Source organism: Microbacterium galbinum (assembly GCF_023101185.1).
GTDB classification, from domain to species: domain Bacteria; phylum Actinomycetota; class Actinomycetes; order Actinomycetales; family Microbacteriaceae; genus Microbacterium; species Microbacterium galbinum.
In genome coordinates this window covers 3,187,913-3,212,256 of sequence record NZ_CP078077.1, presented here as the reverse complement: position 1 = coordinate 3,212,256, position 24,344 = coordinate 3,187,913, and the positions used below count along the sequence as shown (strand labels likewise).

The following is a 24,344-nucleotide window of genomic DNA, read 5'->3' as shown; positions in this document are numbered from 1 at the left end:
AGGACACCCCGTGACCGTCGACGCCGTGAGCGCACCCACCGCGATCCACACCGGAAGCACCACCGATCCCGCCGCCCGAAAGCAGGTGCTCGACGGCGAGGTCTTCCTCAAGCTGCTCGTCACCCAGCTCACCCACCAGGACCCCTCGAGTCCGATGGACACCAACGAGATGATCTCGCAGACCACGCAGCTCGCCATGATGGAGCAGCTCACGGCCCTCGCCGACAACGGCGCCGAGGCCTTCGCACTCGACATGCGCCAGGCCGCCGCCGCCCTCATCGGGCAGGAGGCGAGCTACGAGGACGCCGACGGCAAGGCCGTCACCGGCGTCGTCACGAAGGTCTCGTTCGACGGCCCCGTGCCGCAGGTGACCATCGGCGACAAGACCATCGCACTCGACGCCATCACGGGCGTCGCCACCCCGACCGCACCGACCACCTGACACACAGGAAGAGAGAACACCATGCTCCGCTCGCTCTACTCCGGCATCTCCGGACTCCGCTCGCACCAGACCATGCTCGACGTGACCGGAAACAACATCGCCAACGTCAACACCGCGGGCTTCAAGGGCTCGTCCGTGGTCTTCCAGGACTCCCTCTCGCAGCTCATCGGCAACGCCGGCATCCCCGACGACCAGGTGGGCGGGCGCAACCCCGCCCAGGTCGGTCTCGGCGTGCAGGTCGCGGGCGTGCGCACCAACTTCGCCCAGGGTTCCGCACAGGCCACCGGACGCGGCGGCGACCTCATGATCTCGGGCGACGGCTTCTTCGCCGTGCGCGCGGGCGGCGAGACGCTGTACACCCGTGCGGGAGGATTCTCGTTCGACCCGACCGGCAAGATGGTCACCGCCGACGGGGCGATCGTGCAGGGCTGGTCGGCGCAGAACGGCGTCGTCAACACCGGCCAGGCCGTCGGCAACATCGTGCTGCCCCTCGATGCCGTCTCGCCCGCTCGCGCCACGACCGGAGCGACGGTCACCGGGAACCTGCCCTCGACCGCCGCCGCCGGTGACGAGATCGTGCGCGACGTCACGGTCTTCGACGCCCAGGGCACGCCGACCACGCTGAGCCTCACATTCACGCGCACGGCCGCGGGCTGGGACGTCTCCGAGCCCGTGAGCGGCACGACGGGCGCCCTCGCGTTCACGGACGGCAAGCAGACGGGCGCGGGGCTCACCCTCACCGCGGGCGCCGTGACCGTCGACCTCACCGCGGTCACCGGGTACGCGAGCCTGTCGACGGTCGCCGTCACCGATCAGAACGGTGCAGCGGCCGGCACGCTCAAGTCGTACAGCATCACGGGCGACGGATCGATCGTCGGCACGTTCAGCAACGGTGCGACCCAGACCCTCGGCAAGATCGCGATGGCGACGTTCGCCAATCCCGAAGGGCTCGAGAAGGCCGGCGGTTCGTCGTACCGCCTGTCGGTCAACTCGGGCCCCGCGCAGATCGGCGAGGCGGGCCAGGCCGGATTCGGCAGCCTCGTCTCCGGCGCGCTCGAGATGAGCAATGTGGATCTCTCGCAGGAGTTCACGAACCTGATCGTCGCGCAGCGCGGCTTCCAGGCGAACGCCCGCATCATCACCACGAGCGACGAAGTGCTGCAGGAGCTCACCCAGCTCAAGCGCTGATCCCGCATCGCACGTGGCCCGCCCTGGTTACCCGGGGCGGGCCACGTCGCGATAGTCGGGGCTGAACCGCCTCTCACCCGACGCCCCTCGCCCGGAGACTCCTCGATGATCATCGTCACCCGCCTCGACCGCACACGGTTCGCGGTGAACCCCGATCTCATCGAGCGCGTGTACTCCTCGCCCGACACGACCCTGCACATGATCGACGGCGGGGTGTACGTGGTCGAGGAGAGCCTCGACACGGTCGTCGAGCTGATCGTCGCCTATCGTGCCCGCGTGCTCGACGCCGCCCAGGCGCTCGGCCGGAAGTCGGGGGACTGACGGTGGATCCCGCATTCCTCATCGGCGTCGTCCTCGCGTTCGGCGCTCTCGTCGCGATGATCACCATGGAGGGCGCGAGCTTCGAGGCGCTGCTCATCCCGGCACCGATGATCCTCGTGCTGGGCTCGACGATCGGCGTGGGCATCGCCAGCCACACGCTGCGCGACACGCGCCTGGCCGTGCAGAGCCTGGGCCGAATGGTGCGCGGGCCCCGCTCGACGCCCGAAGCCGTGATCCCGTTCCTCGTCGGCTACGCCGAGAAGGCCCGCGGCGACGGCCTGCTGGCCCTCGAGCAGGAGCTCGATTCGGCTCCCGACCAGTTCACCCGGCAGGCGCTCCAGGCACTCGCCGACGGGACGGATGCCGACGACCTGCGCCTCATGATGGACGACGAGATCACGGCTGCCTCGTCGCGGACGCGGATCGCCGCGAAGTTCTTCTCGTCGCTCGGCGGGTACGCGCCCACGATCGGCATCGTCGGCACGGTGGTGTCGCTGACCCACGTGCTCGAGAAGCTCGACGAGCCCGATCACCTGGGTCCGATGATCGCGGCGGCGTTCGTCGCGACGCTGTGGGGGCTCCTCTCGGCCAACTTCATCTGGAACCCGATCGCCGGGCGCCTGAACCGCATCGGGGCCGTCGAGCTCGAGCGCATGATGATCGTCAGCGAGGGGATGCTCGCCATCCAGGCGGGCAGCGCGCCGCATCTGCTGCAGGAGCGCCTCGAGGCGCTGTCGACCGTCAAGCCGAAGCGACGGGCTCCGAAGCCGACGAAGGGCGCGGAGGCGCAGGGCTCGGAGGAGGGCCTGTGAGCACGGCCCGCCGCGCGGGCGGGCGCGGCCACGAGGACGAATCGCACGACGAGCCGGACGAGCGCTGGGCCGTGTCGTACGCCGACATGGTCACGGTGCTGATGTGCCTGTTCATCGTGCTGTTCGCCGTCTCGAACGTCGACAAGACCAAGTTCGAGCTGCTGGCGAACAGCCTCGCGACCGGCTTCGGGCAGGAGGAGACGACCACCGGCGGTGCCGACATCTCCGAGGGGCTGGTGATCCCGCCGGAGATGCTCGACGAGGAGGGCGAGCCCGACCTCACCCAGCGCGCTGCGGCGGAGTACGAGTCGCTCGAGGAACTGCGGGAGCGCATGCGGGCATCGCTCGCCGCCCAGGGGCTGCAGGACACGGTCGAGTTCGTGATCGACGACCGGGGGCTCAAGGTCGGTCTGGTCGGCGCGGAGACGTTCTTCGGCGACAACAGCACGGATCTCTCGGCCAAGGCCGACGCCGTGCTCGACGCGATCGGCGACGTGCTGACGACCGTCGACAATCAGGTGAGCGTCGAGGGGCATGCCGATCGGCGTCTCTCGGCCGCGCCCTTCCCGACGAACTGGGAGCTGTCGGGAGGTCGCGCCACGCAGGTGGCGCGCTTCCTGGTCGAGCACGAACTCGTCGGCGGTGCGCGGGTGAAGGCGACCGCGTTCTCCGACACGCGTCCGCTCGTCGAGGGCGACAGCCCGGAGGCGCTCGCGAGCAACCGACGGGTCGACATCGTCGTCGAGTCCACCGAGGAAGACCAGGTGCGGGCGCTGCTCCCCGCACTCGCCGACGCGGCCGGGAAAGGCTGAGACGTGTCCATCATCTCCGAGGAGACCGCCATGACCGGGCACGCCGTGCCGGACGACCCCGCCGGGCGCTATCCGGCGTACGACTTCGGTCGCCCCGCGCAGCTCGGGCGCGACAGCATCCGCCGGCTGGAGGCGTCGTTCGAGTCCTTCGCCCGCCTGTGGTCGTCGCAGCTGACCGCGAAGATCCGCGTGCGCACGCACCTCACCCTCGACGACGTCGAACTCGTGTCGTACGAGGAGTACGCGCAGACGCTGCCGAGCACCACGGCCATGGTCGCCGGCGCCTTCGCCGATCGCGACGAGCCGTGCGTCGTGCAGTTCGGACTCGACAGCGCGCTGCTCTGGGTCGTGCAGATGATGGGAGGGCGCAGCACCTCCCTCCCGGATGCCCGCACGTTCACGCCGATCGAGCTCGCCCTAGTGCGCAACCTCATGGAGGGCACGTTCGAGCACCTGTCCGCGAGCCTCGGTCCGCTGCTCCCCGGCGAGCCCGTCTTCGGCGGTGTGCACTACAACCCGCAATACCTCCAGGTCATCTCGGCGTCGGCCGCCGTGATCGTCGCCCGATACACGATGCGCCTGGGCGACACACGCACGGTCGCCTCGATCATGCTGCCGGCCTCCGCGGTCGTCGACCATCTCGCCGAGGCGGGGGCGGATGCCGCGGCGACGCGCGGCGCGGGTCATACGCGCGACCAGGTGCACAGCACTCCGCTCGAGATCACGCTGCGTCTCGCTCCGATCACGATCGGAGCGGGGGAGGTGCTCGACCTCGCCCCGGGCGATCTGCTGCGTCTGCCCCACCCCGAGACGATGCCCTACGAACTGATGGCGGGCGACACGGCAATTGCGCGCGCGACGCCCGGCAGCCGCGGATCGCGCCTCGCCTGCACGATCACGACCACCCACGAGGAGAACCACTGATGAGCACCTTCCACGAGACCGCCATCGCCGCGGCGATCGCCGGCAAGCTGCCGTTCGGCTTCCCCGTCATCCCGACGCCGTCGACCGACCCCGGCGCGGTGGGAGAGGCGATCGCCGTGACCTTCACCGGCACACCGGGGGCACGGCTCGCCATCCAGGTCATCGATCCCGCGCAGCTGGAGGACGGATCGAAGAAGGCCGATCTCGCCGACCGGCTGCATCCGATCTTCGAGGCGGCGTCGATCGTGCTCGGGCCCGGGGCTCTCGGCTCCGGAGAGACCGTCGCGGCGACCGAGGTGTTCGCCGCTCCGGGCACGCAGGTGTTCGACCTGGTCGATTCGACCGGTGCGATCGCCGCGCGCGCCTCGGTGCGCATCGACGGCGACCGAACGGGCTCGGGCTCCACGGGACCGCAGCGCATCAATCGCATCGCCGGCGTCGAGATGGAGCTCGTGGTCGAGATCGGCCGCACGCGGATGCCGGTGCGCGACGTCCTCGCGCTCGAGCCGGGCAACGTGGTCGAGCTCGACCGTGCCGCGGGTTCTCCCGCCGACATCAAGCTCAACGGGCGTCTGATCGGTCATGGAACCGTGGTCGTGGCCGACGGCGACTTCGCGATCCGCGTCGAACGCATCCTCGACGGCGCCGAGAGCGTCTGAACATGGACGACGTCCTCGTCGCGCTGCGGATGATCGTGGCCCTGGCCGCGGTGCTCGGGTTGCTGCTGTTCCTCAGCCGACGTCTGCAGAAGGCCGGTGCGAAGGGCGGGGGCCCGCTGGACGGACTCCTGCCGAAGAAGCTCGGGCGGCTGTCCGTGCTCCGTCCGCCGCGATCCTCGGCGTCGAAGTCCGCGCGGCCGCGTCCCGAGAAGATCACCGTCGTCGCCCGCACCGGGATCGGTGCCAAGGCGCAGCTGGTGGTGGCCGAGTTCGGGGGCATCCGCTACGTGCTCGGCGTCACCGAGGGCGGTGTGAGCGTGGTCGACACGCAGGAGGCTCCGGCCGAGATCGACGAGACGATCGACGACGAGACGATCGACGACGAGCGCGGCGACGACACGGAACGCCCGCCGCTCACCTCCGTCGCCTGATCGGCGTGCTCGCCCCTTCGCGCGGTTACGCGGGAGAACCCCTGTCGCGATAGTCGCGTGTGAGCACGGATCGCTCGTCCCCCTGGCTACGGATCGGCCACGACACCCATCTTCGGAGTGCCGCCGTGCCCGCATCAGCCCTCGCCGCCGCGCCGATGGCGCACGCGCGGCGAGCCCACGGCCGGATCGGGGTCCTCGCCGCCGTCGCGCTCCTGCTCGTGGCGGTGTTCGTGATCTGGGGCGCCACGGGCGCCCACGCCGCGGCATCCGTCGTCCCCGCGCAGTCGGGAGACGGCGAGGGCGTGACCATCAACGGCATCAACGGCACGCCGTCCGACAGCATCGTGACGCTGCTCGGCATCACGGTGCTCAGCGTGGCACCCGCGCTGCTGCTGATGATGTCGAGCTTCACGAAGATCTTCGTGGTGCTCGCCCTCACCCGCAACGCCCTGTCGCTGCCGTCGATCCCGCCGAACCAGGTGCTCGCCGGCCTCAGCCTCTTCCTGACCCTGTTCATCATGTGGCCGGTGCTCACCGACATCAACACGGTCGCCGTCGCGCCGTTCACCGATGGGCAGATCGACTTCGGCCGGGCGTTCGAACTCGCCCAGGAACCGCTGCGGCAGTGGATGCTCGCCTACACGCGCGAAGAGGACATCGCGCTGATGCACCGCGCCGCGCAGATGGATAACCCCAGCGACCCGTCCAGCATCCCCCTGCAGACGCTCGTGCCCGCGTTCATGCTCAGCGAGCTGCGTGCGGCCTTCCTCATCGGCTTCATCATCTTCGTGCCGTTCCTCGTCATCGACCTCGTCGTCGCGAGCGCCCTGATGTCGATGGGCATGATGATGCTCCCGCCCGTCATGATCTCGCTGCCGTTCAAGATCCTGCTGTTCCTGCTCATCGACGGGTGGGGGATGGTCATCACCGCCCTCGTGCAGTCCTACGCCGGAGGTGGGGGATGAATCCCGAAGCGGTCATCGACATCGGCCAGGCGGCGCTCATCCTCGCGGCGAAGCTGTGCGCCCCGCTCCTGATCACGGCACTCGTGGTCGGCTTCGCGATCTCGCTGCTGCAGTCCATCACCCAGGTGCAGGAGATGACGATCTCCTTCGTGCCCAAGCTCGTGGCGGTCGGAATCGCGCTGCTGGTGAGCGGGCACTGGATGATCTCCGAGATGATCGCGTTCTCGAACGAACTGTTCGCACGCATACCGTCGCTGCTGAACGGCGGCTGATGCACATCCCGATCGATTTCACCTGGCTCGAGGCGACGGCTCTGGCCTGTGTGCGGATCACGGCGTTCCTCGTGATCGCGCCCCCGTTCAGCCACGGGACGGTGCCGATGCGCATTCGCGCCATGCTCGGCGCAGGTCTCGCGCTGGCGGTGTCGCCGGTCGTCACCGCGGGTTACGAGCGTCTGGACACCGGAGGATTCCTGCTCGCACTGGTCGGGCAGGCACTCACGGGCGCGCTTCTCGGCTTCCTCGTGATGGTGCTCTTCAGTGCGATCCAGAGCTCCGGCTACCTCGTCGACACCTTCGGCGGCTTCCAGCTCGCGCAGGCCTTCGACCCCGGCATGGCGGTGAACGGCGCCCAGTTCACCCGCCTGTTCCAGATGACCGCGATCGTGCTGCTGTTCGCCTCCGACGGCTACCAGCTCGTTCTCGGCGGACTCTTCCGCTCGTTCGACGCGGTGCCGGTCACGGGGATGATCGATCTCGCCCATCCCGCCGAAGCGCTCGTGGGAGCGGCGGGGCAGATGATGCTCAGCGCCGTGCAGATCGCCGGCCCCCTGCTGATCGTGCTCTTCCTCGCCGACATCGGACTCGGCCTCGTGACCCGCGTTGCCCCGGCCCTCAACGCCTTCGCGATGGGCTTCCCGATCAAGATCGGGCTCACCCTCCTGCTCGTGGGCTTCGTGTACGCGGCGCTCCCCGGCGTGGTCGCGGCGATCGCCGACGACGCCGCCCGGCTGCTCCTGGAGGTGACCCGATGAGCGAGACCGATACCGGAGAACGCACCGAGAAGGCGACCGATCGTCGCCTGAAGGAGGCGCGGAAGAAGGGCCAGATCGGTCGCAGCCAGGACTTCACGGCCTGGGTCTGCATCGCAGCGGCGGCGATCATGTCGCTCCCGGCGATCGCCTCGGCGACCCAGGTGCTCACCGAGCTCTTCCTGCGGGTGGCGCCGGTGGCGGGTCATCCGACCGCCGACGCCGCGGTCGAGGTGCTGGGGGCGGCGTTGACGTCGATGGGCGGCATCCTGCTGCCGCTGCTGGTCGTCGTGCTCCTCGCGACGACCGCGACCGCCGTCGCACAGGGCGGCATCCACCTGCGCGGTGTGACGATGCGCACCGAGCAGTTCAACCTCGTCACCGGGCTCAAGCGCGTCGTCGGACGGCAGGCGCTCTGGGAGGGTGCGAAGGCGCTGCTCAAGACGACGGCCATCGGTCTCGCGCTCTGGATCGTGGTGTCCGGCCTGGTCCCCGTGCTCATGGCCAGCGGCAGCCACAACATCACCTGGCTCCTCGAGCAGGCGACCGGGGGAGTGATGGCCCTCCTGCAGGTCGCCGTCGTCGTCGGCATCCTGCTCGCCGCCATCGACGTCGCCGTCGTGCTGCGCCGCAACCGCAAGCACACGCACATGACGAAGAAGGAGGCGAAGGACGAGCACAAGAAGAGCGAGGGCGACCCGCTCGTGCGTTCGCAGCGGCGATCGCGCCAGATCGCCCTCAGTCGCAACCGCATGATCGCGGCGGTCGGCGACAGCGACGTCGTGCTCGTCAACCCCACCCACGTCGCCGTCGCGCTGCGGTACGAGCCCGGGAAGTCCGCCCCGCGCGTCGTCGCGAAGGGCGCCGGCATCGTGGCGCAGAAGATCCGCGAGCGGGCCGAGGAGTCGGGGGTGCCGCTGGTGCGTGACATCCCGCTCACCCGCGCCCTGCATGCGGCCTGCGAGATCGGCCGCGAGATCCCCGAGGAGCTCTACACCGCGGTGGCCCAGGTGCTGGCGTTCATCGAGCACCTCAAGCGGCGCGGCTCGGCGCGCGGTACCCACACCATGCCGTTCGCGAGCACCCGCGACCGCGGGCTCTGACCCGAACCCCAGACACGGAAAACGAGAAGGTAGGACGCATGATCGGTCAGCTGCTGTCGAAGGGAGCCGTCCCCGTCGGGGTGGTCGGGATCATCCTCCTGCTCATCGTGCCGATCCCGACGCCGCTGCTCGACGTGCTCATCGTCGTGAACATCTCGTTCGCGCTCCTGATCCTGCTCACGGCCATGTTCGTGAAGAAGCCGCTGGACTTCTCGGTGTTCCCGAGCCTGCTGCTCGTCGCGACGCTGTTCCGCCTCGGACTCAACGTGGCGTCCACGCGCCTGGTGCTCAGTGAGGCGCACGCGGGCCAGGTGATCCAGGCGTTCGGGCAGATCACGATCAGCGGGTCGCTCGTGATCGGTGCGGTGATCTTCCTGATCCTCACCGTCATCCAATTCGTGGTGGTCACCAAGGGCGCGGAGCGCGTCGCGGAGGTCGGCGCGCGCTTCACCCTCGACGCGATGCCCGGCAAGCAGATGGCGATCGACGCCGACCTCAACGCCGGGCTCATCACCGACGCCGAGGCGCGCAGGCGCCGGGCCGAGGTCGCCGCGGAGGCCGACTTCTACGGGGCGATGGACGGCGCGTCGAAGTTCGTCAAGGGCGATGCCATCGCCGGCATCGTGATCGTCGTCATCAACTTCGTCGGCGGCATCATCATCGGCATGGCGCAGCGCGGCATGGAGATGGGGGAGGCGCTCGAGACGTACAGCATCCTGACCATCGGCGACGGGCTCGTGACGCAGATCCCCGCGCTGCTGATGGCGGTGTCGACGGGCATGATCGTCACGCGTGAGAACGTCGAGGCAGAGATGGGGCAGGCCGCGGCGCGACAGCTGCTGCAGTCGCGCAACGCGCTCGTCATCACCGGGCTGGCGGCGGTCGCGATGGGATTCATCCCCGGGATGCCGCTGCTCGTGTTCGCGAGCATCGGCGCCGTGCTGCTCTTCGCCGCGTCGCGCGTGAAGGCGAGCGAGGATCGGGATGCCGCGCGCGAGGCCGATGCGCTCGAGCAGGAAGCCGCCGAAGCCGGAGCGGAGGGACCGGACGACCTCATGGACCGCATGCGGGTGCACGCGCTCGAGATCTCGCTCTCCACCGACATCGTCGACCTCGCCGCCGGTGGCTCGGGGGATCTCCTCACCCGGGTCAAGTCCCTCCGTCGCAAGCTCGCCCTCGACATCGGCATCCTCATGCCGCCCGTGCGCACCCGCGACAACATCGATCTGCCGGCGCAGACCTACGCGATCCTCATCGCCGGTGTCGAGGTCGGTCGCGGAGCCGTGCCCCGCGGTCACGTGCTGGCGATCGGCACGGGGCTCGAGCAGCTCCCCGGCGAGGCCGTCGTCGACCCGGTGTTCGGGCTCGAGGGCAAGTGGGTGCCGGCCGAGATGTCGCACGCGGCCGACATGGCGGGGGCAACGGTGATCGATCGCGCGAGCGTCATCATCACCCACCTGTCCGACATCGTGCAGAGCCAGGCGCACCGCCTCCTCTCGCTCGAAGACGTGCGCCAGCTGACCGAGCACCTGAAGCAGACGAGCCCCACGACGGTCGAGGAGCTCACTCCCGCGGTGCTCTCGCTGGCGGCGATCCAGCGGGTGCTCGCCGGACTCCTGGCGGAGCGCGTGCCGATCAACGACCTCGCGCGCATCTACGAGGCGCTCGTGCTCCGGGGAAAGACGTCGACCGAAATCCCCGGACTCATCGATGCCGCGCGTGCGGCGCTCGGACCCGCGATCGCCGCACGTTTCGCCGAGGACGGGCGCATCCGGGTCGTCATGTTCGATCCCATGCTGGAGCAGCAGATGCTCGAGGGGATGCGTGTCGTCGACGGCAATCCCCAGATCGTTCTCACGCCGGAGGCGACGTTGCAGGTGCTCGAGAGCGTGCGCCGCACGGTGTCGGAGCTCACGCAGGCGGGGCCCGAACCGGTGCTCGTCTGCGCGCCGTCGCTGCGTCAGGCCGTGCGGCGGATGCTCGCACCGCAGGTCGAGTCGCTCCCCGTGCTCTCGTACGACGAGGCCGGGGCGGCGGGTCACGCGACCGACGTCGTCGGGGTCGTGCGCATCGCTCCGTCCGCTCTCCCCAGCGCGGCGGGCTGATCTGCAGATTCCGCTCGTTTACGAGGGCATGCACTACCTTGGGGAAGAGGATGGCGCGAGTGCGCCGCAGCCAGGGAAGGCGGACGGACATGCTGGTTCTGACGAGGCGCGCGAACGAGAGCATCGTGATCGGCGACGACATCACGGTGACGATCCTGGCGGTCACCCCGAGCGGCGTCCGGGTCGGGATCGACGCCCCTCGCGACACCCGCATCAACCGTGCGGAGATCGTGCTCGCGGTCGGCGATGCCAATCAGCAGGCGGTGCAGACCGCGGGTGACGAGTCGGCGGAGAGCGCGCTCCTCGGTGCCCTGCGACGTCTGAGTGGAGCTTCCTGACGGGTGTCAATGGGGAGTTCTCCCCATCCGTGTCGAGTTACTCGCCTCCGCGATGTCGCGATAGTCGTAGATGTGACGGGGATTCCCGTCATCGACGACCCGACCCGACGAGGTGACGCCCTGTGGCCGCTCACGACCTGAGCATGCACCTGCTGCGCGAGCGCGAGCTGCTCGAGACGCTGCTGTTCAAACTGGACGAGCAGCAGATGCTGCTCGCGACCGGCCGCAACCGGTGGATCCGGCACGCGTCGACCGAGATCGAGCGCGTTCTCGCCGCCATGCCGATCGTCGCGCTCTCGCGTGATGCACTCGTCGTGGCCGTGGCCGACGAGTGGGGTGCACCCGAGGCGACGACTCTGCGGCAGCTGATCGCCGCGGCGCCCTCCGACGGATGGCGGGAGGTGCTCGAGGGTCACCTCTCCGCGATGACCGCGCTGGCCGACGAGATCGAGCAGATGAAGCAGGTCAACGAGCAGCGTCTGCGCACGGCGATCCGCGTGACCCAGGAGACCATCGCCGGACTCGGCGAGCCGACCGGCGAGTACACGCCCAGCGGCGACGTCGTCCGCGGCGGCGACGCCCGACTTCTCGACACCCGGATGTGAGGTGACCATGTCTTCGTTCTCAGGTCTTCGTCTGGCGGAATCCGCCCTCTCCGCCGCCCGCGCGGGGATGACCGTGACGGGTCAGAACATCGCCAATCAGACGACCACCGGGTACACCCGGCAGAGGGTCGATCAGGCTCCGCTCTCCGGCGTGGGGCAGACCGGGCTGTGGAAGAGCGGCCTCGGCATCGGCGGAGGCGTCTCCGTCACCGGTGTCGCACGCCTCGGGGATGCCGTGCTCGACGCGCGGGTGCGCGATGCCCTCTCGACCTCCGGATTCTGGAGCGCGCGGGCGACCGCGGCCGCCCGCGCCGAGAGCACGATGGCGGAGCCGACCGCGGACGGCCTCGCCGCGAACCTCGACCGCTTCTGGGCCGGATGGTCGGATCTCGCGAACACCCCGGAACCGGCGGCGGCGCAGGTCGTGCTCACCAACGCTCAGGTGCTCGTCGGTCAGATCGCGGCGGGCTATCAGGCCGTCGCGGGCCAGTGGGGCGATCTGCGCGGACAGGTCGATCGCGACATCGCCGACGTGAACGCGGTGGCGGGTCAGGTCGCGACGCTGAACGGTCAGATCCGCGACGCGCTGCACGCCGGACGCAATGCCAACGAACTGATCGATCAGCGGAACGTGCTCGCCCAGCAGCTGTCCTCGGCGATCGGGGCGACGGGCGTCGTCGAGTCGGACGGCACTCTCACCCTCCGTGTCGACGGGAATGCGCTGGTCTCGGGCGACCGCAGCCGATCGCTCCAGGTGAGCGGTCCGCGCGAGATCTCGGATGCCGGTCGTATCGTCGTGTCATGGGCCGATCGGCCGGACGTTCCCGTCGCCGTCGGCGGCGGCGTGATCGGCGGCACCATCAGCGCACTCGCCCCGGCGGCGGACGGTGGCACGCTCGCCGGCGTCGCCGCCGCGTACAACGACACCGCAGCCGCTCTCGCCGCGGCGGTCAACGACGTGCACCGCACCGGGGTGACGGCCGGCGGCGCGGCCGGGGGCGACTTCTTCGCCCTCGACACGACGGGGCCCGCGGCGCTCGGACTGAGCGTCGTGCCCACCGGGCTCGATCAGCTCGCGCTGGCGGCGCCGGGAGCCGGAGCGAAGGACACCACGATCGCCGACCGCATCAGTGCTCTCGGTGCCTCCGCCACGGGGCCGAGCAAGACCTGGGCGACGTTCGTCACCGGCTTCGCGGTCGCGGTCGCCGGTGATCTGCAGAGGGCCGACATCGCCGACATGGGCGCCGTGGCCGCGGTCACCGCGCAGCAGTCGAACGCCTCGGTCGACGGCGACGAGGCGACCATCAACCTGCTGACCTACCAGACCGCCTACCAGGCCGCCGCCCGCGTGCTGACGGCGATGGACGAGGCGCTGGACCTGCTCATCAACCGCACCGGCCTGGTCGGCCGCTGACCCGGGAGTCGACCATGATCGGACGCATCACGAGCAGCACCATGACGCAGCAGTCGCTGCGCACGCTGCAGACCAACCTCGCGGACCGCGAGCGCCTGCAGAACCAGGCCGCCTCGCAGCGCGCCTTCCGCTCGCCGAGCGAGGATCCCGCCGCCGCCGCGACGACGCTCGGCGTGCACGGCGAACAGGCGCGGGTCGCACAGTTCGCACGGAATCTGAGCGACGGTATGGCCTGGGTCACCACGGTCGACACGGCGCTCGGAGCGAGCACCGACCTGCTCAACCGGGCCCGCGATCTGACGGCGCAGGGAGCGAACTCCGGGGCACTGAGCCCGACGGCGAGGGAATCCATCGCGCAGGAGCTCGAGACGATCAGCGCGGAGCTGCTCGCTCAGGCGAACACGACGGTGCTGGGCCGCAGCGTCTTCGCCGGGACCGGCGATGCCGGTGCCGCGTTCGACCCCGACACCTTCGCGTTCCACGGCAGCCCGGGAGACGGCGTGCAGCGACGTATCAGCGACAACGAGACGGTTCGCGTCGATTTCGACGGCTCGCAGGCCTTCGGCGAGGGAGCGAACAGCGCTTTCGCGCTTCTGAGGGACATCGCGGCCGAACTGCGCAGCGGAGCGAACGTCGGCCCGCGCCTCGACGACATCGACGCGCGCCTGAAGGACGTCATCGCCGCGCGCGGCACGACCGGTGCCCGGCAGGTCCAGATCGAGCGCGCGGCCTCGCAGAACCTCGCCACCTCCACCGACCTCGAGGCGCGTCGTGCCGAGGTCGAGAACGTCGACAGCCTCGAGGTCCTCGTGCGGTTGCAGTCCGCCGAGCTCGTCTTCCAATCCGCCCTGCAGGTGACCGCCAAGTCGCTGCAGACCAACCTCCTGGAGTTCCTGCGATGACCGCGACGACCGCCCGAGCGAACATCGAGTCGGCAGCCCGCGTGATCGAGTTCACCTCGCCCATGCTCGGCCTGGCCCCGTACACGACGTTCACCCTCGAGAGCATCGAGGGGGCCGACGGTCTGTACGCGCTCCGCGCGACGGATGCCGAGGTGCGCCTGTTCGTGGTGGAGGCGCCGTTCGTCGATCCTGCTTACGCGCCGAAGGTTCCGGCATCCGTCCGCGCCGAGATCGGAGCATCCGCGGACGATGCGCTCCGGATGCTGGTCGTGGCCAACCCCGGGGACGAGGGTGTGCACGTGAATCTGCGCGCGCCGATCGTCGTCCACCCCGGAAACGGGCGCGCGGTGCAGGTGATCCTCGAGGATCAGACCTACCCGATCCGTTCGCTTCTCGGCGGACGGTGACGGATGGTCGATCTTCGCTCTCGTACGCACGGTCCCGGTGCGACGAAGGGGGTCAACCTCGTGGTCCTCGCCTACGATGACCGCTTCATCGTCGGCGACGATGCGGACGGCGCCGTCCACCACCTCGATGCGCGGGTGCACCCCGGCGACCGTCGGGCACCGGGGGAGACCGAACTCGCACTCGTCCCCTCGAAGGAGGAGCCGTCCGATGCGGAGTACGAGAACTCTGCCCGCTACACCGTGGCCCAACTCGCCGCGATCGCCGAGGCCGCCGGCGAGAACACCGCGTCGCTGCTCGATGCGCGCGGGGCGGTCGTCGGCCGCGCCTACGGTGTGAAGGCTGATCTGCTGATCAACGACGGCGACGTGGTGGTGAACACCAAGACGCTCGAGCCGACCGAGCTCTCGGTGAGCGCCGACGAACGCGGCCTCGACATCCGTACGCAGATCGAGATGTCGACCGCCGCCGCGCGCTCGGCCCGAGAAATCGCGAAAATACGGAAGAATCAGGTGAAACCGGAGTTCACCGCATATACCAAGGAAGAGGCACTATCCTCTGAGGGGTAAGGGCTGGGGCCTCGCTGATCCCGGTTCGTCGCAGGGGGGCCTTCGACGAATCACCGGTGCAGCTGTCAGGGGCGCAGCGCAAGACGCTCGGCGACGAGCGAACACACCAGGGGACGGTACAGAGCATGAGCACATCCAAGACGCTCGAGGCCAATCGCGTGAGCAAGCGCGAATTCGTACAGCGATTCGCGCGACGCGGAGGGATCTCGGTCTTCGCCGCTCAGACGGCGTACAACGCGATGATCGACGAACTCCTCGATCTCGTCAGCCAGGGCAACACCGTCACCCTCACCAACTTCGGCAAGTTCTATCCGCAGACCCACAAGGGACACCGCGTGCAGTTCGGCAAGGACGAGGGCGCCGGCGAGGTCACCGACTACACGGTGCTGAAGTTCTCCGCGACCCGCGAGGTCAATCGTCGCGTCAAGGTCACCGACTGAAGGACGTCACCGACTGAACGACACGGGCCCGGACGTCAGAGTCCGAATCCATAGGTCGCCGGGGCGACGAGCGCGAGGCTGACGGTCGTCGGATAGACCTCCGGTTCCTCGTCGTCGTCACCGAGCAGATCGAGTCGATCGATCGGCACGAAGATGCTGCCGTCGGGTTCGAAGATCAGATCGCGCGGCACGAACGACGCGAAGAGCGAGCGGGTTCCGTTGCGCAGCTCGAACGTGCGCCCGACGTCTCCGCGCTCGAACAGGTTCATCTCGACCTCGTCGAACCAGACCTTGCCGTCGGGAAAGCGCGCCTCGATGCGATACGTGCCGGGCTCGACCGATTTGATGTTGAGATCGTCGACGATCTCGGCGAACAGCGTGTCGGGCTGCTGCAGCTCGAAGGCGATCGCCCGCAGATGGTCGTAGTTCAGCCGCGCCCGCCGCGAGAACAACGCCACGTTCTCGATCTCGTCGGGGTGCGCGTTCGGTGCCTGATCGAGAAGGTACTGCCGCACCTCGTCGGGACCCGGATAGTCGAAGCGCAGGTGGTAGTGGAACCGGCCGGGGCGGTTGACCAGATAGGTGCTCACGTCGGCGATCGCGTTCACCGAGAGGCAGTAGACGCGCTTCACCGAGGAGAGTCCGTCGAACAGCGATAGGAACTGGTTCTGCCGATTCAACCCGTCGGTGATTCCTCGGCGGCCCGCCGGGAAGATCTTCTCGAACTCGTCGAAGACGATGAGGCACTCGTCGAGGCTGTCGAGGAACTCCACGATGCCGTCGTGGTCCTCGGAGACGACCACCACGGGCAGGCCCTGCTCGCGCGCGGCCTCGGCGACCATGCGCAGGAACAGCGACTTGCCGATGCCCTTGTCGCCCGAGAGCATGACCCCGAGGCTGCGGTCGGAGAGAGCGTAGGAGCGGAAGATCTTGGCGACTTTGCGATCGCGGCCTCCGTAGACGCGCTCCGCTCCGACGGTCAGATCATCGATGCGCACGAGGCTGAAGCCCTCTTTCGAGGTGAAGCTGACCCGATAGGTCCCCAGCGGGAACGCCTGGTGGGTGCGCACGGCGTCGTCGTACACCCGCACGTGACCGCCGGTCTCGATGTAAGTGCTGGCCACACCCTCCTCCTTCGCTCCCCGATGGTCGATCGGTGGGGTTTCGTGGCTCGCTCGGTGACTCGCTCTGCCCGCGATGGGCGGAGCGGCATGGATGGAGCACGAGGTTCCGACGAGTAGGGGAGTCACGCAGGAACCGGAGGACGAGCGGTGGGGGATCCGCCCGGGATACCATTTCACGTCTCTGGGCCGGACGACAAGCGAGAAACGGCGTGTCGGGGCCGAAATCTCTTCGTTTACGTGCACTCGGGTCGCTCGACAGGGTGCGCGCGAACCGTCAGCCGGCGAACCGCGGCACCCAGCAGGTGACTCGGCGGCGGTAGTCGGCATAGTCGTCGCCGAACCGCTCCGCGAGATCGGCTTCCTCGATCGGACGCACGGCGGTGTTCCACACCAGCGAGCCGCACAGCGCGTAGACGACGACCAGCCAGGAGCCGAGCATCAACCCGACCGCGATGCCCTGGGAGATGCCGGCGACGGCCATCGGGTTGCGCACGAAGCGGTACGGACCGGCGATGACGAGACGGCGCGCCATCTCGGAGGGGAGCGGCGTGCCCTCGCCGAGTAGCGACATCGTGATCGCCGACCAGAGGCCCAGGGCGGTCGCGGCGAGGAACAGCGCGACACCGGTCAGACGGAGCGCGAGAGGCAGCTCGAGATGAAGCCCCCACCGAGCCTCGACCATGGCGATGAGCAGCGGGAGGAGCCCGAGGAACACGCCCCAGAAGAACAGGGTCTGAAGTCCCGTGCGCGCCATCACCCGGGCGCGCCCCTGGGCGCGGGAGGTACGGAAGGCGAACGGTCCACGGGCGATCCACTCGAAGGGTGCCCGGCAGACGATGATCACGATGCCGGCGGCGAGACTCCCCGCCGCGGCGGTCACCATGAGCAGCGCACCCCACCCGGCCAGACCGGTGACGGTCGCATACACGACCATCCCGCCCGCCACGAGCACGGTCCAGGAGGTGACGATCCAGACCGCCGCCCGCACGCCGCACGCGGCGAGCGCCGACCCTCCGACGAAGAGAGGGATGTCGGCGATCGCGATCGGGAGAACGGGGAGTCCGTCGAGCGTCGCCGCGCGGATCACGGGGAGCAGGAGCACTCCGAGCCACCAGCATCCGCCGGCCACGGCCTGCAGTGCGAAGTACGCGCGTGCCGCCGGGGGAGCGATGCGGATGCCGGCGAACACCGCCCCATGCTATCCACCCGGCCACCTGCCACACTGGGCGGATGGAGATCATCGAGAACTCGAAGCTCACGGTCGTCGGCGCGGGCAGCGTCGGATCGAGCGTGGCCTATGCAGCGCTGATCCGGGGGTCCGCGAGGCACATCGCCCTCTACGACATCGCGACCGAGAAGGTCGAGGCCGAGGTGCTCGACCTCGCGCACGGTACGCAGTTCACGGGAACGAGCGACATCATCGGCGGCAGCGACGTCTCCGTCGCCGCAGGCTCCCACGTGGTCGTGATCACCGCCGGGGCGAAGCAGAGGCCCGGTCAGACGCGGATCGAGCTCGCGGACGTGAACGCGGGGATCATCCGACGCATGATGCCGGAACTCCTCGAGGTGGCCCCGAACGCCGTGTACGTGATCGTCACCAACCCCTGTGACGTGCTCACCGTCATCGCCCAGCAGGAGACGGGTCTGCCGCCCGAGCGCATCTTCGCGTCCGGTACCGTGCTGGACACCTCGCGGCTGCGCTGGAAGCTGGCGCAGCGAGCGGGCGTCTCGACGGCGAGCGTGCATGCGCACATCGTGGGCGAGCACGGCGACACCGAGTTCCCCCTGTGGTCGCGGGCCACGATCGGAACCGTGCCGATCCTCGAATGGGAGACCCCCGAGCATCCCCGTTTCACGCTCGCCGAGCTCGACGAGATCGCCGTCGACGTCCGCGACGCGGCCTATAAGGTCATCCGCGGCAAAGGAGCGACCAACTACGCGATCGGTCTCTCGAGCGCACGCATCGTCGAGGCGATCCTGCACGACGAGCACGCGGTGATGCCGGTGAGCACGGTGCTCGACGACTTCCACGGGATCGACGGCGTCGCACTCTCGGTGCCGTCGATCGTCAGCGCCTCGGGTGCCGTGCCGATCCGGAACACGTCGTTCTCCGACTCCGAGCTGGCATTGCTGCGCGGATCCGCCGACGCGCTCCGCTCGGCCGCCACGACCCTGCGCGCCTGACCGCATTCGCCCCCGGAGATGTGGGCCGGGGCACCGGGGCCGGTGCCCCGGCCGCTCTCACTTCCCGTGCGGGTCGGTGCTGTTGAGTGCGGCGACCACCTGTGCGTAGTCCCCGCGCGCCTCGCCGTAGCGGAGGAACTTCACTCGCTCGACCTGCACCTCCGAGGCGTCGGGCCGGGTTTCGAGCAGTGTCATGACCTCCGCGATGAACTCGTCGAGCGGCATCGCCGCGTCGTTCTCGGCGTGCCCGGGCATGAGGTCGGTGCGCACGGCCGGGGGCTCGAGCTCGATGACCGAGACGCTCGATCCCTCGAACTGGAGACGCAGCGATTCGCTGAGCATGTGGATCGCCGCCTTGCTCGCGTTGTACGTCGGCGTGACCCGCAGCGGAGCGAAGGCGAGCCCGGAGGACACCGTCATGATCGTGGCGTCGGGCATACGTCGCAGGTGCTCGACGAACGCCGCGATGAGGCGGATCGGCCCCAGGACGTTCGTGGTGACGATCTCCTCGGCCGTGGCGAGGAAACCGTCCGGCGTGCGCCAGTCCTCCGTGCGCATGATGCCCGCCATCGTCACGAGCACGTTGAGGGAGGGATGCTCGGCGAGCACCGTGCGGGCGGCGTCCTCGATGCTCCCGGCATCCGCGGTGTCGATCCGCACGGTTCCGAGATCCGGGTGCTCGGCGGCGATCGCCTCCAGACGGTCGGTGCGCCGGCCGCCGACGATCACGGTGTTGCCGCGATCGCGCAGGGCGAGGGCGAGCGCGAGGCCGATGCCGCTCGTCGCTCCGGGGATGAAGATGGTGTTTCCGCTGATGTTCATGCGTCCAGCCTCCGTCGATCGCATGGACCGCTCCAGAGACGGCTGATCCAGGGAGCGACGATCCCTGGATCGGGTCGGCGACTCGCGGGATACTCGGGGGGTGGATCGTGATGCGCTGGCCGACTTCCTCCTCCGTCGCCGGGAGGCGTTGACCCCCGACGACGTGGGGTTGTCGCCGGGGCCGCGTCGGCGTACGGCCGGGCTGCGTCGCGAGGAGGTCGCTCAGCTCGCGACGATGTCGACGGACTACTACACGCGCCTCGAGCAGCGCCGTGGACCGCAGCCCAGCGCGCAGATCCTCTCATCGCTCGCTCGTGCGCTCCGGCTCAGCGAAGACGAGCGCGACTACCTCTACCGCTTGTGCGGCTACAGCGCCCCCGATCGCGCGCACGTCACGGAGTACGTGCGGCCCGGCATCCTGCGCGTGCTCGACCGCCTGCACGACACCCCGGCGTTCGTGGTCTCGGTCCTCGACGAGGTGCTCGTGCAGAACGACGCCGCTCGGGCCCTCCTCGGCGACGCCAGCGCGCTGACGGGACTCGAGCGCAGCGGCATCTACCGGTGGTTCGCGATGCCCGAGAGCGAGCGGCGGCGCTATCCCGAGGCCGACCACGCCCGCCAGAGCCGCGCCCTGGTGGCCTCGTTGCGCGCCGCGCACGGCGTGATGGGGGCGCGATCGCGGGCGGGCGAGATCGCGGGAGAACTCTCGGCGCGCAGCGAGGAGTTCATCGGGCTCTGGGAGAACCACGAGGTGAGCAGGCGCTTCGAGCAGCACAAGACGATGATCCATCCCGAGCTCGGTGAGATCGAGGTCGACTGTCAGGCGCTGTTCACCGAGGACGAGTCCCAGGCGCTCATCGTGCTCACCGCGGCGCCGGGCAGCGAGGCGGCGAGCAAGCTCGAGTTCCTGCGCGTGCTGGGGACGCAGAAGGTCTGATCCTCGGTCAGGACTCCTCGTGGTGCGCGGGATCGGCGTCGAAGAGTCGCCCGTCCGCACACCCGAGACCCGTGATCGCCAGCACCTCCGCCTCGTCGAGCGCGACCTCGGCGGCGGCGAGGTTCGCGACCTGGTGCTCGAGCGACGAGGCCTTCGGGATCGAGACCGTGCCGCGGGCGACGTGCCAGGCGAGAACCGTCTGTGCCGGAGTGATGCCGTGCGAGGCCGCGACCTCGCGGATCACGTCTTCGTCGAGCAGTTCCTTCGCCCGGCCGAGCGGGCTCCACGCCTCGGTGAGGATGCCGTGCTCCCGGTGGTACGCGAGCTGGTCGCTCTGCGGGAAGTAGGGGTGCACCTCGATCTGGTTCACGACGGGACGCACCCCGGTCTCGCGCTCGATGCGCTCGAGGTGCTCGGGCAGGAAGTTCGAGACGCCGATCTGGCGCACGACCCCGCGCTGCTGCGCGTCGACGAGCGCCGCCCACGCCTGCACGTACTCGTCCTGGCTCGGGTTCGGCCAGTGGATGAGGTGCAGGTCGGTGACGTCGAGGCCGAGACGCGACCGGCTCTCCTCGATGCTCGTCCGGGCCTTCTCGGCGGGGTGATGGCGACCGGGAAGTTTCGTGGTCACGATGATCTCGTCGCGATCGACGTCGGATGCCGCGACCCCGCGTCCGACGGAACCCTCGTTCTCGTAGTTGAAGGCGGAGTCGATGAGGCGGTACCCGGCACCGATGGCGCCGGTCACGGCATCCGCCCCGGCATCACCGTTGAGCGCGTACGTCCCCAGGCCGATCGCCGGCAGGGCGAATCCGTTGTGGGCGGTGAACGTGGGGATGGCGGGCTGAGTGCTCACGGTGCTCCTTCTCGGTCGGTGTCTCGAGCGTACGCTGGAGGGATGACACCCGAGGCGGAGATGGCGCCGCATGACGCAGCGATCACGGATTCCGCCCGGTGCCCCTGCGGATCGGGCGACCTCTTCGGCGGATGCTGCGGTCCGATCCTCCGGGCCGAGACCACCGCCCCGACGGCCGAGCGGCTGATGCGGTCGCGCTACACGGCGTTCGTGATCGGCGACGTCGCCCACCTGCGCGCGACCTGGCACGCCTCCACGCGACCGGCATCGATCGAGATCGAACCGGACCTGCGCTGGCGGCGACTCGTGGTGCTCGATCGGGAGGCGGGTGGCCCCTTCGATCGTGCCGGGGTCGTGGAGTTCGCGGCGCACTGGCTCCAGGACGGAGCCCGTGGCGTGCTGCACGAACGCAGCAGGTTCGTGCGCGAGGAGCGCCGGTGGCTGTACGTCGACGGCGACCTGCTGTGATGGCGGCCCCCGCCAGACGATAGATTGGACAGCGTGAACGCCAGCTCCGAACATCAGCGCATCCTGCTCGACATCGCCGACCTCGACCGGCGCATCGCGCAGGCCGATCGTGCCCGCACCCATCCCTCGCAGGCCGCGCGCATCAACGAGCTGGTGGCGATCCGTCAGGAGCAGCTGCGCGAGCTCACCGCGCTCACCGGCACCCGCGACGACGCACGCACCGAGCTGACCCGTCTCGAGTCCGACGTGAAGCTCGTCGAGCAGCGCCGGGCACGCGACGCCGAGCGCCTCGCGGTCGCGACCGACCCCAAGCAGGCGCAGGCCCTCGAGCACGAGATCGCGAGTCTCACCCGCCGCCAGAGCGACCTCGAAGACGCCGAGCTCGACGTGATGGGGCGGGTTGAAGAGGCCGAGGCTGCCGTGGCCGCTCAGCAGGCACTCATCGACATCACGACGGCCGAGGGCTCGACGCTCAGCGCGCAGGGCAAGGCCGACGTCGCCGCCGCTGCCGAGCTCGGCGTCCAGCTCGCCCGCGATCGTGCAGCCGTGGCCGAGAGCATTCCCGCGCCGCTGCTGGCCGAGTACACGCGTCGCGCCGCGAACAGTGCGGGTGCGGCCCTGCTGACCCGTGGCACGTGCGAGGGGTGCCGCATGATGCTCCCCAGCACCGACATCGCCGAGATCCGTCGCGCCGCCGAGGACGCGGTCGTGTACTGCCCCGAGTGCGGCTGCATCCTGGTGCGCACGGAGGAATCGGGACTGTGATGCACGCGGCGCCCTCGTCGTGAGCGCGTCGCCCACATCGTCCGAGCGACGCATTCTGCTGGTCGCCGACGGAGGCGGCGCATACGTCGCCGTCGATCTCGATGCCGCAGACGTCGAGATCAGCCGAGAGAGACTGAGCGAGCGCGATCTGCCGGGCTGGGTCGCCGAGTCCGAGCAGCGCGACGCGCCGCGCTGGGTGATCCGCAGCGCGCGCGAGACCTATGCACCGCTTCTCGCCGACGGCGTGCGGGTCGGACGCACCCATGATCTGGTGCTGTGCCACGCGATCCTCCGCGACACGGCATCCATCCCGCACCCTCTGGAGCCGTCCGAGGACTGGGTGCGCCGCGAGGCGCCCGATACGGCACCCGGGCTGTTCGATCTCTTCGACACGGACTCGACGCGCGCGGATCCGGTCGCCGACGCCCTGGAGCAGTACCGCGCGCAGCGCCGGGTGATCGCCGCGGCATCCGACGGCCGGCTCGCCCTGCTCTGCGCCGCGGAATCCGCCGGCGGCCTCGTGGCCGAGGAGATGCGCGCGGCGGGGGTGCCCTGGAACGAGGGCGTGCACGACGAGATCCTCACCGAGACGCTCGGCGCTCGATCGCTCGCCGGCGGGCTCCCGGCGAAGATGGTCGCGCTCGGCGAACAGGTGCGCGCGATCCTCGGCGACGCCACCCTCCATCTCGACAGCCAGCCGAAGCTGCTGCGGGCGCTGCATCGTTCCGGGGTCCCCGTCGAGTCGACGAGCAAATGGGAGCTCGCGCAGTACGAGCACCCGGTCGTCGAACCGCTCCTGGCCTACAAGAAGATGTCGCGTCTGCTCAGCGCCAACGGGTGGGTCTGGCTCGCCGACTGGGTGCACCGCGGGCGGTTCCGCCCGGTGTACATCCCCGGTGGCGTCGTGACCGGGCGCTGGGCATCGGCCGGCGGGGGAGCGCTGCAACTGCCGCGCAGTCTGCGCCCCGCCGTACGGGCGGACCCCGGGTGGACCCTCGTGGTCGCCGATGTCGCCCAGCTCGAGCCGCGCATGCTCGCGGCGATGGCCTCGGATGCCGCGATGGCGCGTGCGGCGCAGGGCACCGATCTGTACGCCGGAGTCGTCGACTCGGGCGCGGTGGCGACACGCGAAGAGGCCAAGTACGCCGTGCTCGGTGCCATGTACGGTGCGACGACGGGCGACAGCGGCCGGCTCGTGCCGCGACTGCGCAAGGTCTACCCGCGAGCGATGGCGCTCGTCGATGCCGCCGCACGCGCGGGGGAGGACGGCGGGGTGGTCTCGACCTGGCTCGGACGCTCGTCGCCGAAGCCGTCACCCGAGTGGGTGGCGCTCCAGTCCGCGGCCACCGGAGCGGACGTCGACGCGGCGCTGGTCGCGCAGGCGCGGCGCAGCGCTCGCGACTGGGGGCGTTTCACCCGTAACTTCGTGGTGCAGGGCACCGCGGCGGAGTGGTCGCTGATCTGGCTCGCCGAGATCCGTCATCGGTTGCGCGGCCTGCCGCCTGCTGCGACACCGGCCTCAGCATCCGGCCCCTTCGCGGAGGCCGCGCACCTCGCGTTCTTCCTGCACGACGAGGTGATCCTGCACGTCCCCGTCGAGCTCGCGGATGCCGCCGCCGACGCCGTGCGCGAGGCGGCGGCCGTCGCGACCGCACGCCTGTTCGGTTCGTTCCCGATCGACGTGCCACTGGATCTGCGCATCACCGAGTCCGCCGAGAAATGA

General features: G+C 69.6%; 29 protein-coding genes. 25 read left to right on the top strand and 4 right to left on the bottom strand.

Annotation, left to right across the window (positions count from 1 at the left end; translation table 11 throughout):
• The first annotated feature begins 10 nt into the window (after positions 1-10).
• The 20 genes from KV396_RS15535 to KV396_RS15440 all read left to right on the top strand — a co-directional run bounded on the left by KV396_RS15535 (position 11) and on the right by KV396_RS15440 (position 15,465).
• Entirely contained in the window at positions 11-442 is a 432-nt protein-coding gene (locus KV396_RS15535; protein WP_247622309.1) for a flagellar hook capping FlgD N-terminal domain-containing protein, read from the top strand.
• A gap of 21 nt (positions 443-463) precedes the next feature.
• On the top strand, positions 464-1,630 hold the full coding sequence (locus KV396_RS15530) for a flagellar hook protein FlgE (protein WP_247956280.1): 1,167 nt from the start codon (positions 464-466) through the stop codon (positions 1,628-1,630).
• A 105-nt stretch (positions 1,631-1,735) separates the two neighbouring features.
• Complete coding sequence (locus KV396_RS15525; protein ID WP_247622311.1) at positions 1,736-1,951, top strand: flagellar FlbD family protein; 216 nt, start codon at positions 1,736-1,738, stop codon at positions 1,949-1,951.
• 2 nt (positions 1,952-1,953) lie between these two features.
• Positions 1,954-2,763 carry a motility protein A gene (locus KV396_RS15520; RefSeq protein WP_247956279.1) on the top strand — a complete coding sequence of 270 codons (810 nt, stop codon included), beginning with the start codon at positions 1,954-1,956 and terminating at the stop codon, positions 2,761-2,763.
• The gene (locus tag KV396_RS15515; RefSeq protein ID WP_247622313.1) at positions 2,760-3,575 is read left to right on the top strand and encodes an OmpA/MotB family protein; all 816 of its coding nucleotides are present in this window, start codon (positions 2,760-2,762) and stop codon (positions 3,573-3,575) included. Before KV396_RS15520 ends, KV396_RS15515 begins: the two co-directional genes overlap by 4 nt.
• 3 nt (positions 3,576-3,578) lie before the next feature.
• Positions 3,579-4,499: a flagellar motor switch protein FliM gene (locus tag KV396_RS15510; protein WP_247956278.1), complete on the top strand. Its 921-nt coding sequence runs from the start codon at positions 3,579-3,581 to the stop codon at positions 4,497-4,499.
• A complete protein-coding gene (locus KV396_RS15505) occupies positions 4,499-5,158 on the top strand; it encodes a FliM/FliN family flagellar motor switch protein (protein ID WP_247622315.1) in 660 nt (219 codons plus the stop codon). The genes KV396_RS15510 and KV396_RS15505 overlap by 1 nt, the downstream gene beginning before the upstream one ends.
• A gap of 2 nt (positions 5,159-5,160) precedes the next feature.
• Positions 5,161-5,589 carry a flagellar biosynthetic protein FliO gene (locus tag KV396_RS15500; protein WP_247956277.1) on the top strand — a complete coding sequence of 143 codons (429 nt, stop codon included), beginning with the start codon at positions 5,161-5,163 and terminating at the stop codon, positions 5,587-5,589.
• 155 nt (positions 5,590-5,744) lie between these two features.
• Positions 5,745-6,554: a flagellar type III secretion system pore protein FliP gene (gene fliP / locus KV396_RS15495; RefSeq protein ID WP_247633968.1), complete on the top strand. Its 810-nt coding sequence runs from the start codon at positions 5,745-5,747 to the stop codon at positions 6,552-6,554.
• Positions 6,551-6,826: a flagellar biosynthesis protein FliQ gene (gene fliQ / locus KV396_RS15490; RefSeq protein ID WP_247622317.1), complete on the top strand. Its 276-nt coding sequence runs from the start codon at positions 6,551-6,553 to the stop codon at positions 6,824-6,826. Before fliP ends, fliQ begins: the two co-directional genes overlap by 4 nt.
• Positions 6,826-7,587, top strand: coding sequence for a flagellar biosynthetic protein FliR (locus KV396_RS15485; RefSeq protein WP_247956276.1), 762 nt, complete (start codon positions 6,826-6,828; stop codon positions 7,585-7,587). Before fliQ ends, KV396_RS15485 begins: the two co-directional genes overlap by 1 nt.
• Positions 7,584-8,687, top strand: coding sequence for an EscU/YscU/HrcU family type III secretion system export apparatus switch protein (locus KV396_RS15480; protein ID WP_247956275.1), 1,104 nt, complete (start codon positions 7,584-7,586; stop codon positions 8,685-8,687). The genes KV396_RS15485 and KV396_RS15480 overlap by 4 nt, the downstream gene beginning before the upstream one ends.
• 38 nt (positions 8,688-8,725) lie before the next feature.
• Positions 8,726-10,792: a flagellar biosynthesis protein FlhA gene (locus KV396_RS15475; protein ID WP_247956274.1), complete on the top strand. Its 2,067-nt coding sequence runs from the start codon at positions 8,726-8,728 to the stop codon at positions 10,790-10,792.
• An 89-nt stretch (positions 10,793-10,881) separates the two neighbouring features.
• Entirely contained in the window at positions 10,882-11,130 is a 249-nt protein-coding gene (gene csrA, locus KV396_RS15470) for a carbon storage regulator CsrA (RefSeq protein ID WP_247622321.1), read from the top strand.
• Between the two features lie 122 nt (positions 11,131-11,252).
• Positions 11,253-11,735: a flagellar export chaperone FlgN gene (gene flgN / locus KV396_RS15465; RefSeq protein WP_247956273.1), complete on the top strand. Its 483-nt coding sequence runs from the start codon at positions 11,253-11,255 to the stop codon at positions 11,733-11,735.
• Between the two features lie 7 nt (positions 11,736-11,742).
• Complete coding sequence (gene flgK / locus KV396_RS15460) at positions 11,743-13,149, top strand: flagellar hook-associated protein FlgK (RefSeq protein WP_247956272.1); 1,407 nt, start codon at positions 11,743-11,745, stop codon at positions 13,147-13,149.
• 14 nt (positions 13,150-13,163) lie between these two features.
• On the top strand, positions 13,164-14,051 hold the full coding sequence (gene flgL / locus KV396_RS15455) for a flagellar hook-associated protein FlgL (RefSeq protein WP_247632106.1): 888 nt from the start codon (positions 13,164-13,166) through the stop codon (positions 14,049-14,051).
• The gene (locus tag KV396_RS15450) at positions 14,048-14,458 is read left to right on the top strand and encodes a flagellar assembly protein FliW (RefSeq protein WP_247632107.1); all 411 of its coding nucleotides are present in this window, start codon (positions 14,048-14,050) and stop codon (positions 14,456-14,458) included. Before flgL ends, KV396_RS15450 begins: the two co-directional genes overlap by 4 nt.
• 3 nt (positions 14,459-14,461) lie before the next feature.
• On the top strand, positions 14,462-15,025 hold the full coding sequence (locus KV396_RS15445) for a hypothetical protein (protein ID WP_247632108.1): 564 nt from the start codon (positions 14,462-14,464) through the stop codon (positions 15,023-15,025).
• A gap of 125 nt (positions 15,026-15,150) precedes the next feature.
• Positions 15,151-15,465: an HU family DNA-binding protein gene (locus KV396_RS15440; protein ID WP_247632109.1), complete on the top strand. Its 315-nt coding sequence runs from the start codon at positions 15,151-15,153 to the stop codon at positions 15,463-15,465.
• A gap of 35 nt (positions 15,466-15,500) precedes the next feature.
• Here KV396_RS15440 and KV396_RS15435 read toward each other — a convergent pair whose 3' ends face one another.
• Entirely contained in the window at positions 15,501-16,589 is a 1,089-nt protein-coding gene (locus tag KV396_RS15435; RefSeq protein WP_247622328.1) for an AAA family ATPase, read from the bottom strand.
• 274 nt (positions 16,590-16,863) lie between these two features.
• Entirely contained in the window at positions 16,864-17,778 is a 915-nt protein-coding gene (locus KV396_RS15430) for a methyltransferase family protein (protein ID WP_247956271.1), read from the bottom strand.
• 41 nt (positions 17,779-17,819) lie between these two features.
• Between KV396_RS15430 and KV396_RS15425 the strand changes: the two genes are divergently transcribed.
• Complete coding sequence (locus KV396_RS15425) at positions 17,820-18,773, top strand: L-lactate dehydrogenase (RefSeq protein ID WP_247956270.1); 954 nt, start codon at positions 17,820-17,822, stop codon at positions 18,771-18,773.
• A 57-nt stretch (positions 18,774-18,830) separates the two neighbouring features.
• Here the strand turns inward: KV396_RS15425 and KV396_RS15420 are convergent, their stop codons facing one another.
• Positions 18,831-19,595 carry an SDR family oxidoreductase gene (locus KV396_RS15420; RefSeq protein WP_247956269.1) on the bottom strand — a complete coding sequence of 255 codons (765 nt, stop codon included), beginning with the start codon at positions 19,593-19,595 and terminating at the stop codon, positions 18,831-18,833.
• Between the two features lie 100 nt (positions 19,596-19,695).
• Here KV396_RS15420 and KV396_RS15415 point away from each other — a divergent pair, with 100 nt between their 5' ends.
• A complete protein-coding gene (locus tag KV396_RS15415) occupies positions 19,696-20,532 on the top strand; it encodes a helix-turn-helix transcriptional regulator (RefSeq protein ID WP_247956268.1) in 837 nt (278 codons plus the stop codon).
• Between the two features lie 7 nt (positions 20,533-20,539).
• Here KV396_RS15415 and KV396_RS15410 read toward each other — a convergent pair whose 3' ends face one another.
• Positions 20,540-21,388: an aldo/keto reductase gene (locus KV396_RS15410; RefSeq protein WP_247956267.1), complete on the bottom strand. Its 849-nt coding sequence runs from the start codon at positions 21,386-21,388 to the stop codon at positions 20,540-20,542.
• A 42-nt stretch (positions 21,389-21,430) separates the two neighbouring features.
• Between KV396_RS15410 and KV396_RS15405 the strand changes: the two genes are divergently transcribed.
• The 3 genes from KV396_RS15405 to KV396_RS15395 are packed head-to-tail and all read left to right on the top strand — an operon-like array spanning position 21,431 to position 24,344.
• On the top strand, positions 21,431-21,856 hold the full coding sequence (locus tag KV396_RS15405) for a YchJ family protein (protein ID WP_247956266.1): 426 nt from the start codon (positions 21,431-21,433) through the stop codon (positions 21,854-21,856).
• Between the two features lie 33 nt (positions 21,857-21,889).
• A complete protein-coding gene (locus KV396_RS15400; protein ID WP_247956265.1) occupies positions 21,890-22,621 on the top strand; it encodes a zinc ribbon domain-containing protein in 732 nt (243 codons plus the stop codon).
• Between the two features lie 19 nt (positions 22,622-22,640).
• Positions 22,641-24,344 (top strand): bifunctional 3'-5' exonuclease/DNA polymerase, encoded by a 1,704-nt coding sequence (locus KV396_RS15395; protein WP_247956264.1) that lies wholly within the window; start codon positions 22,641-22,643, stop codon positions 24,342-24,344.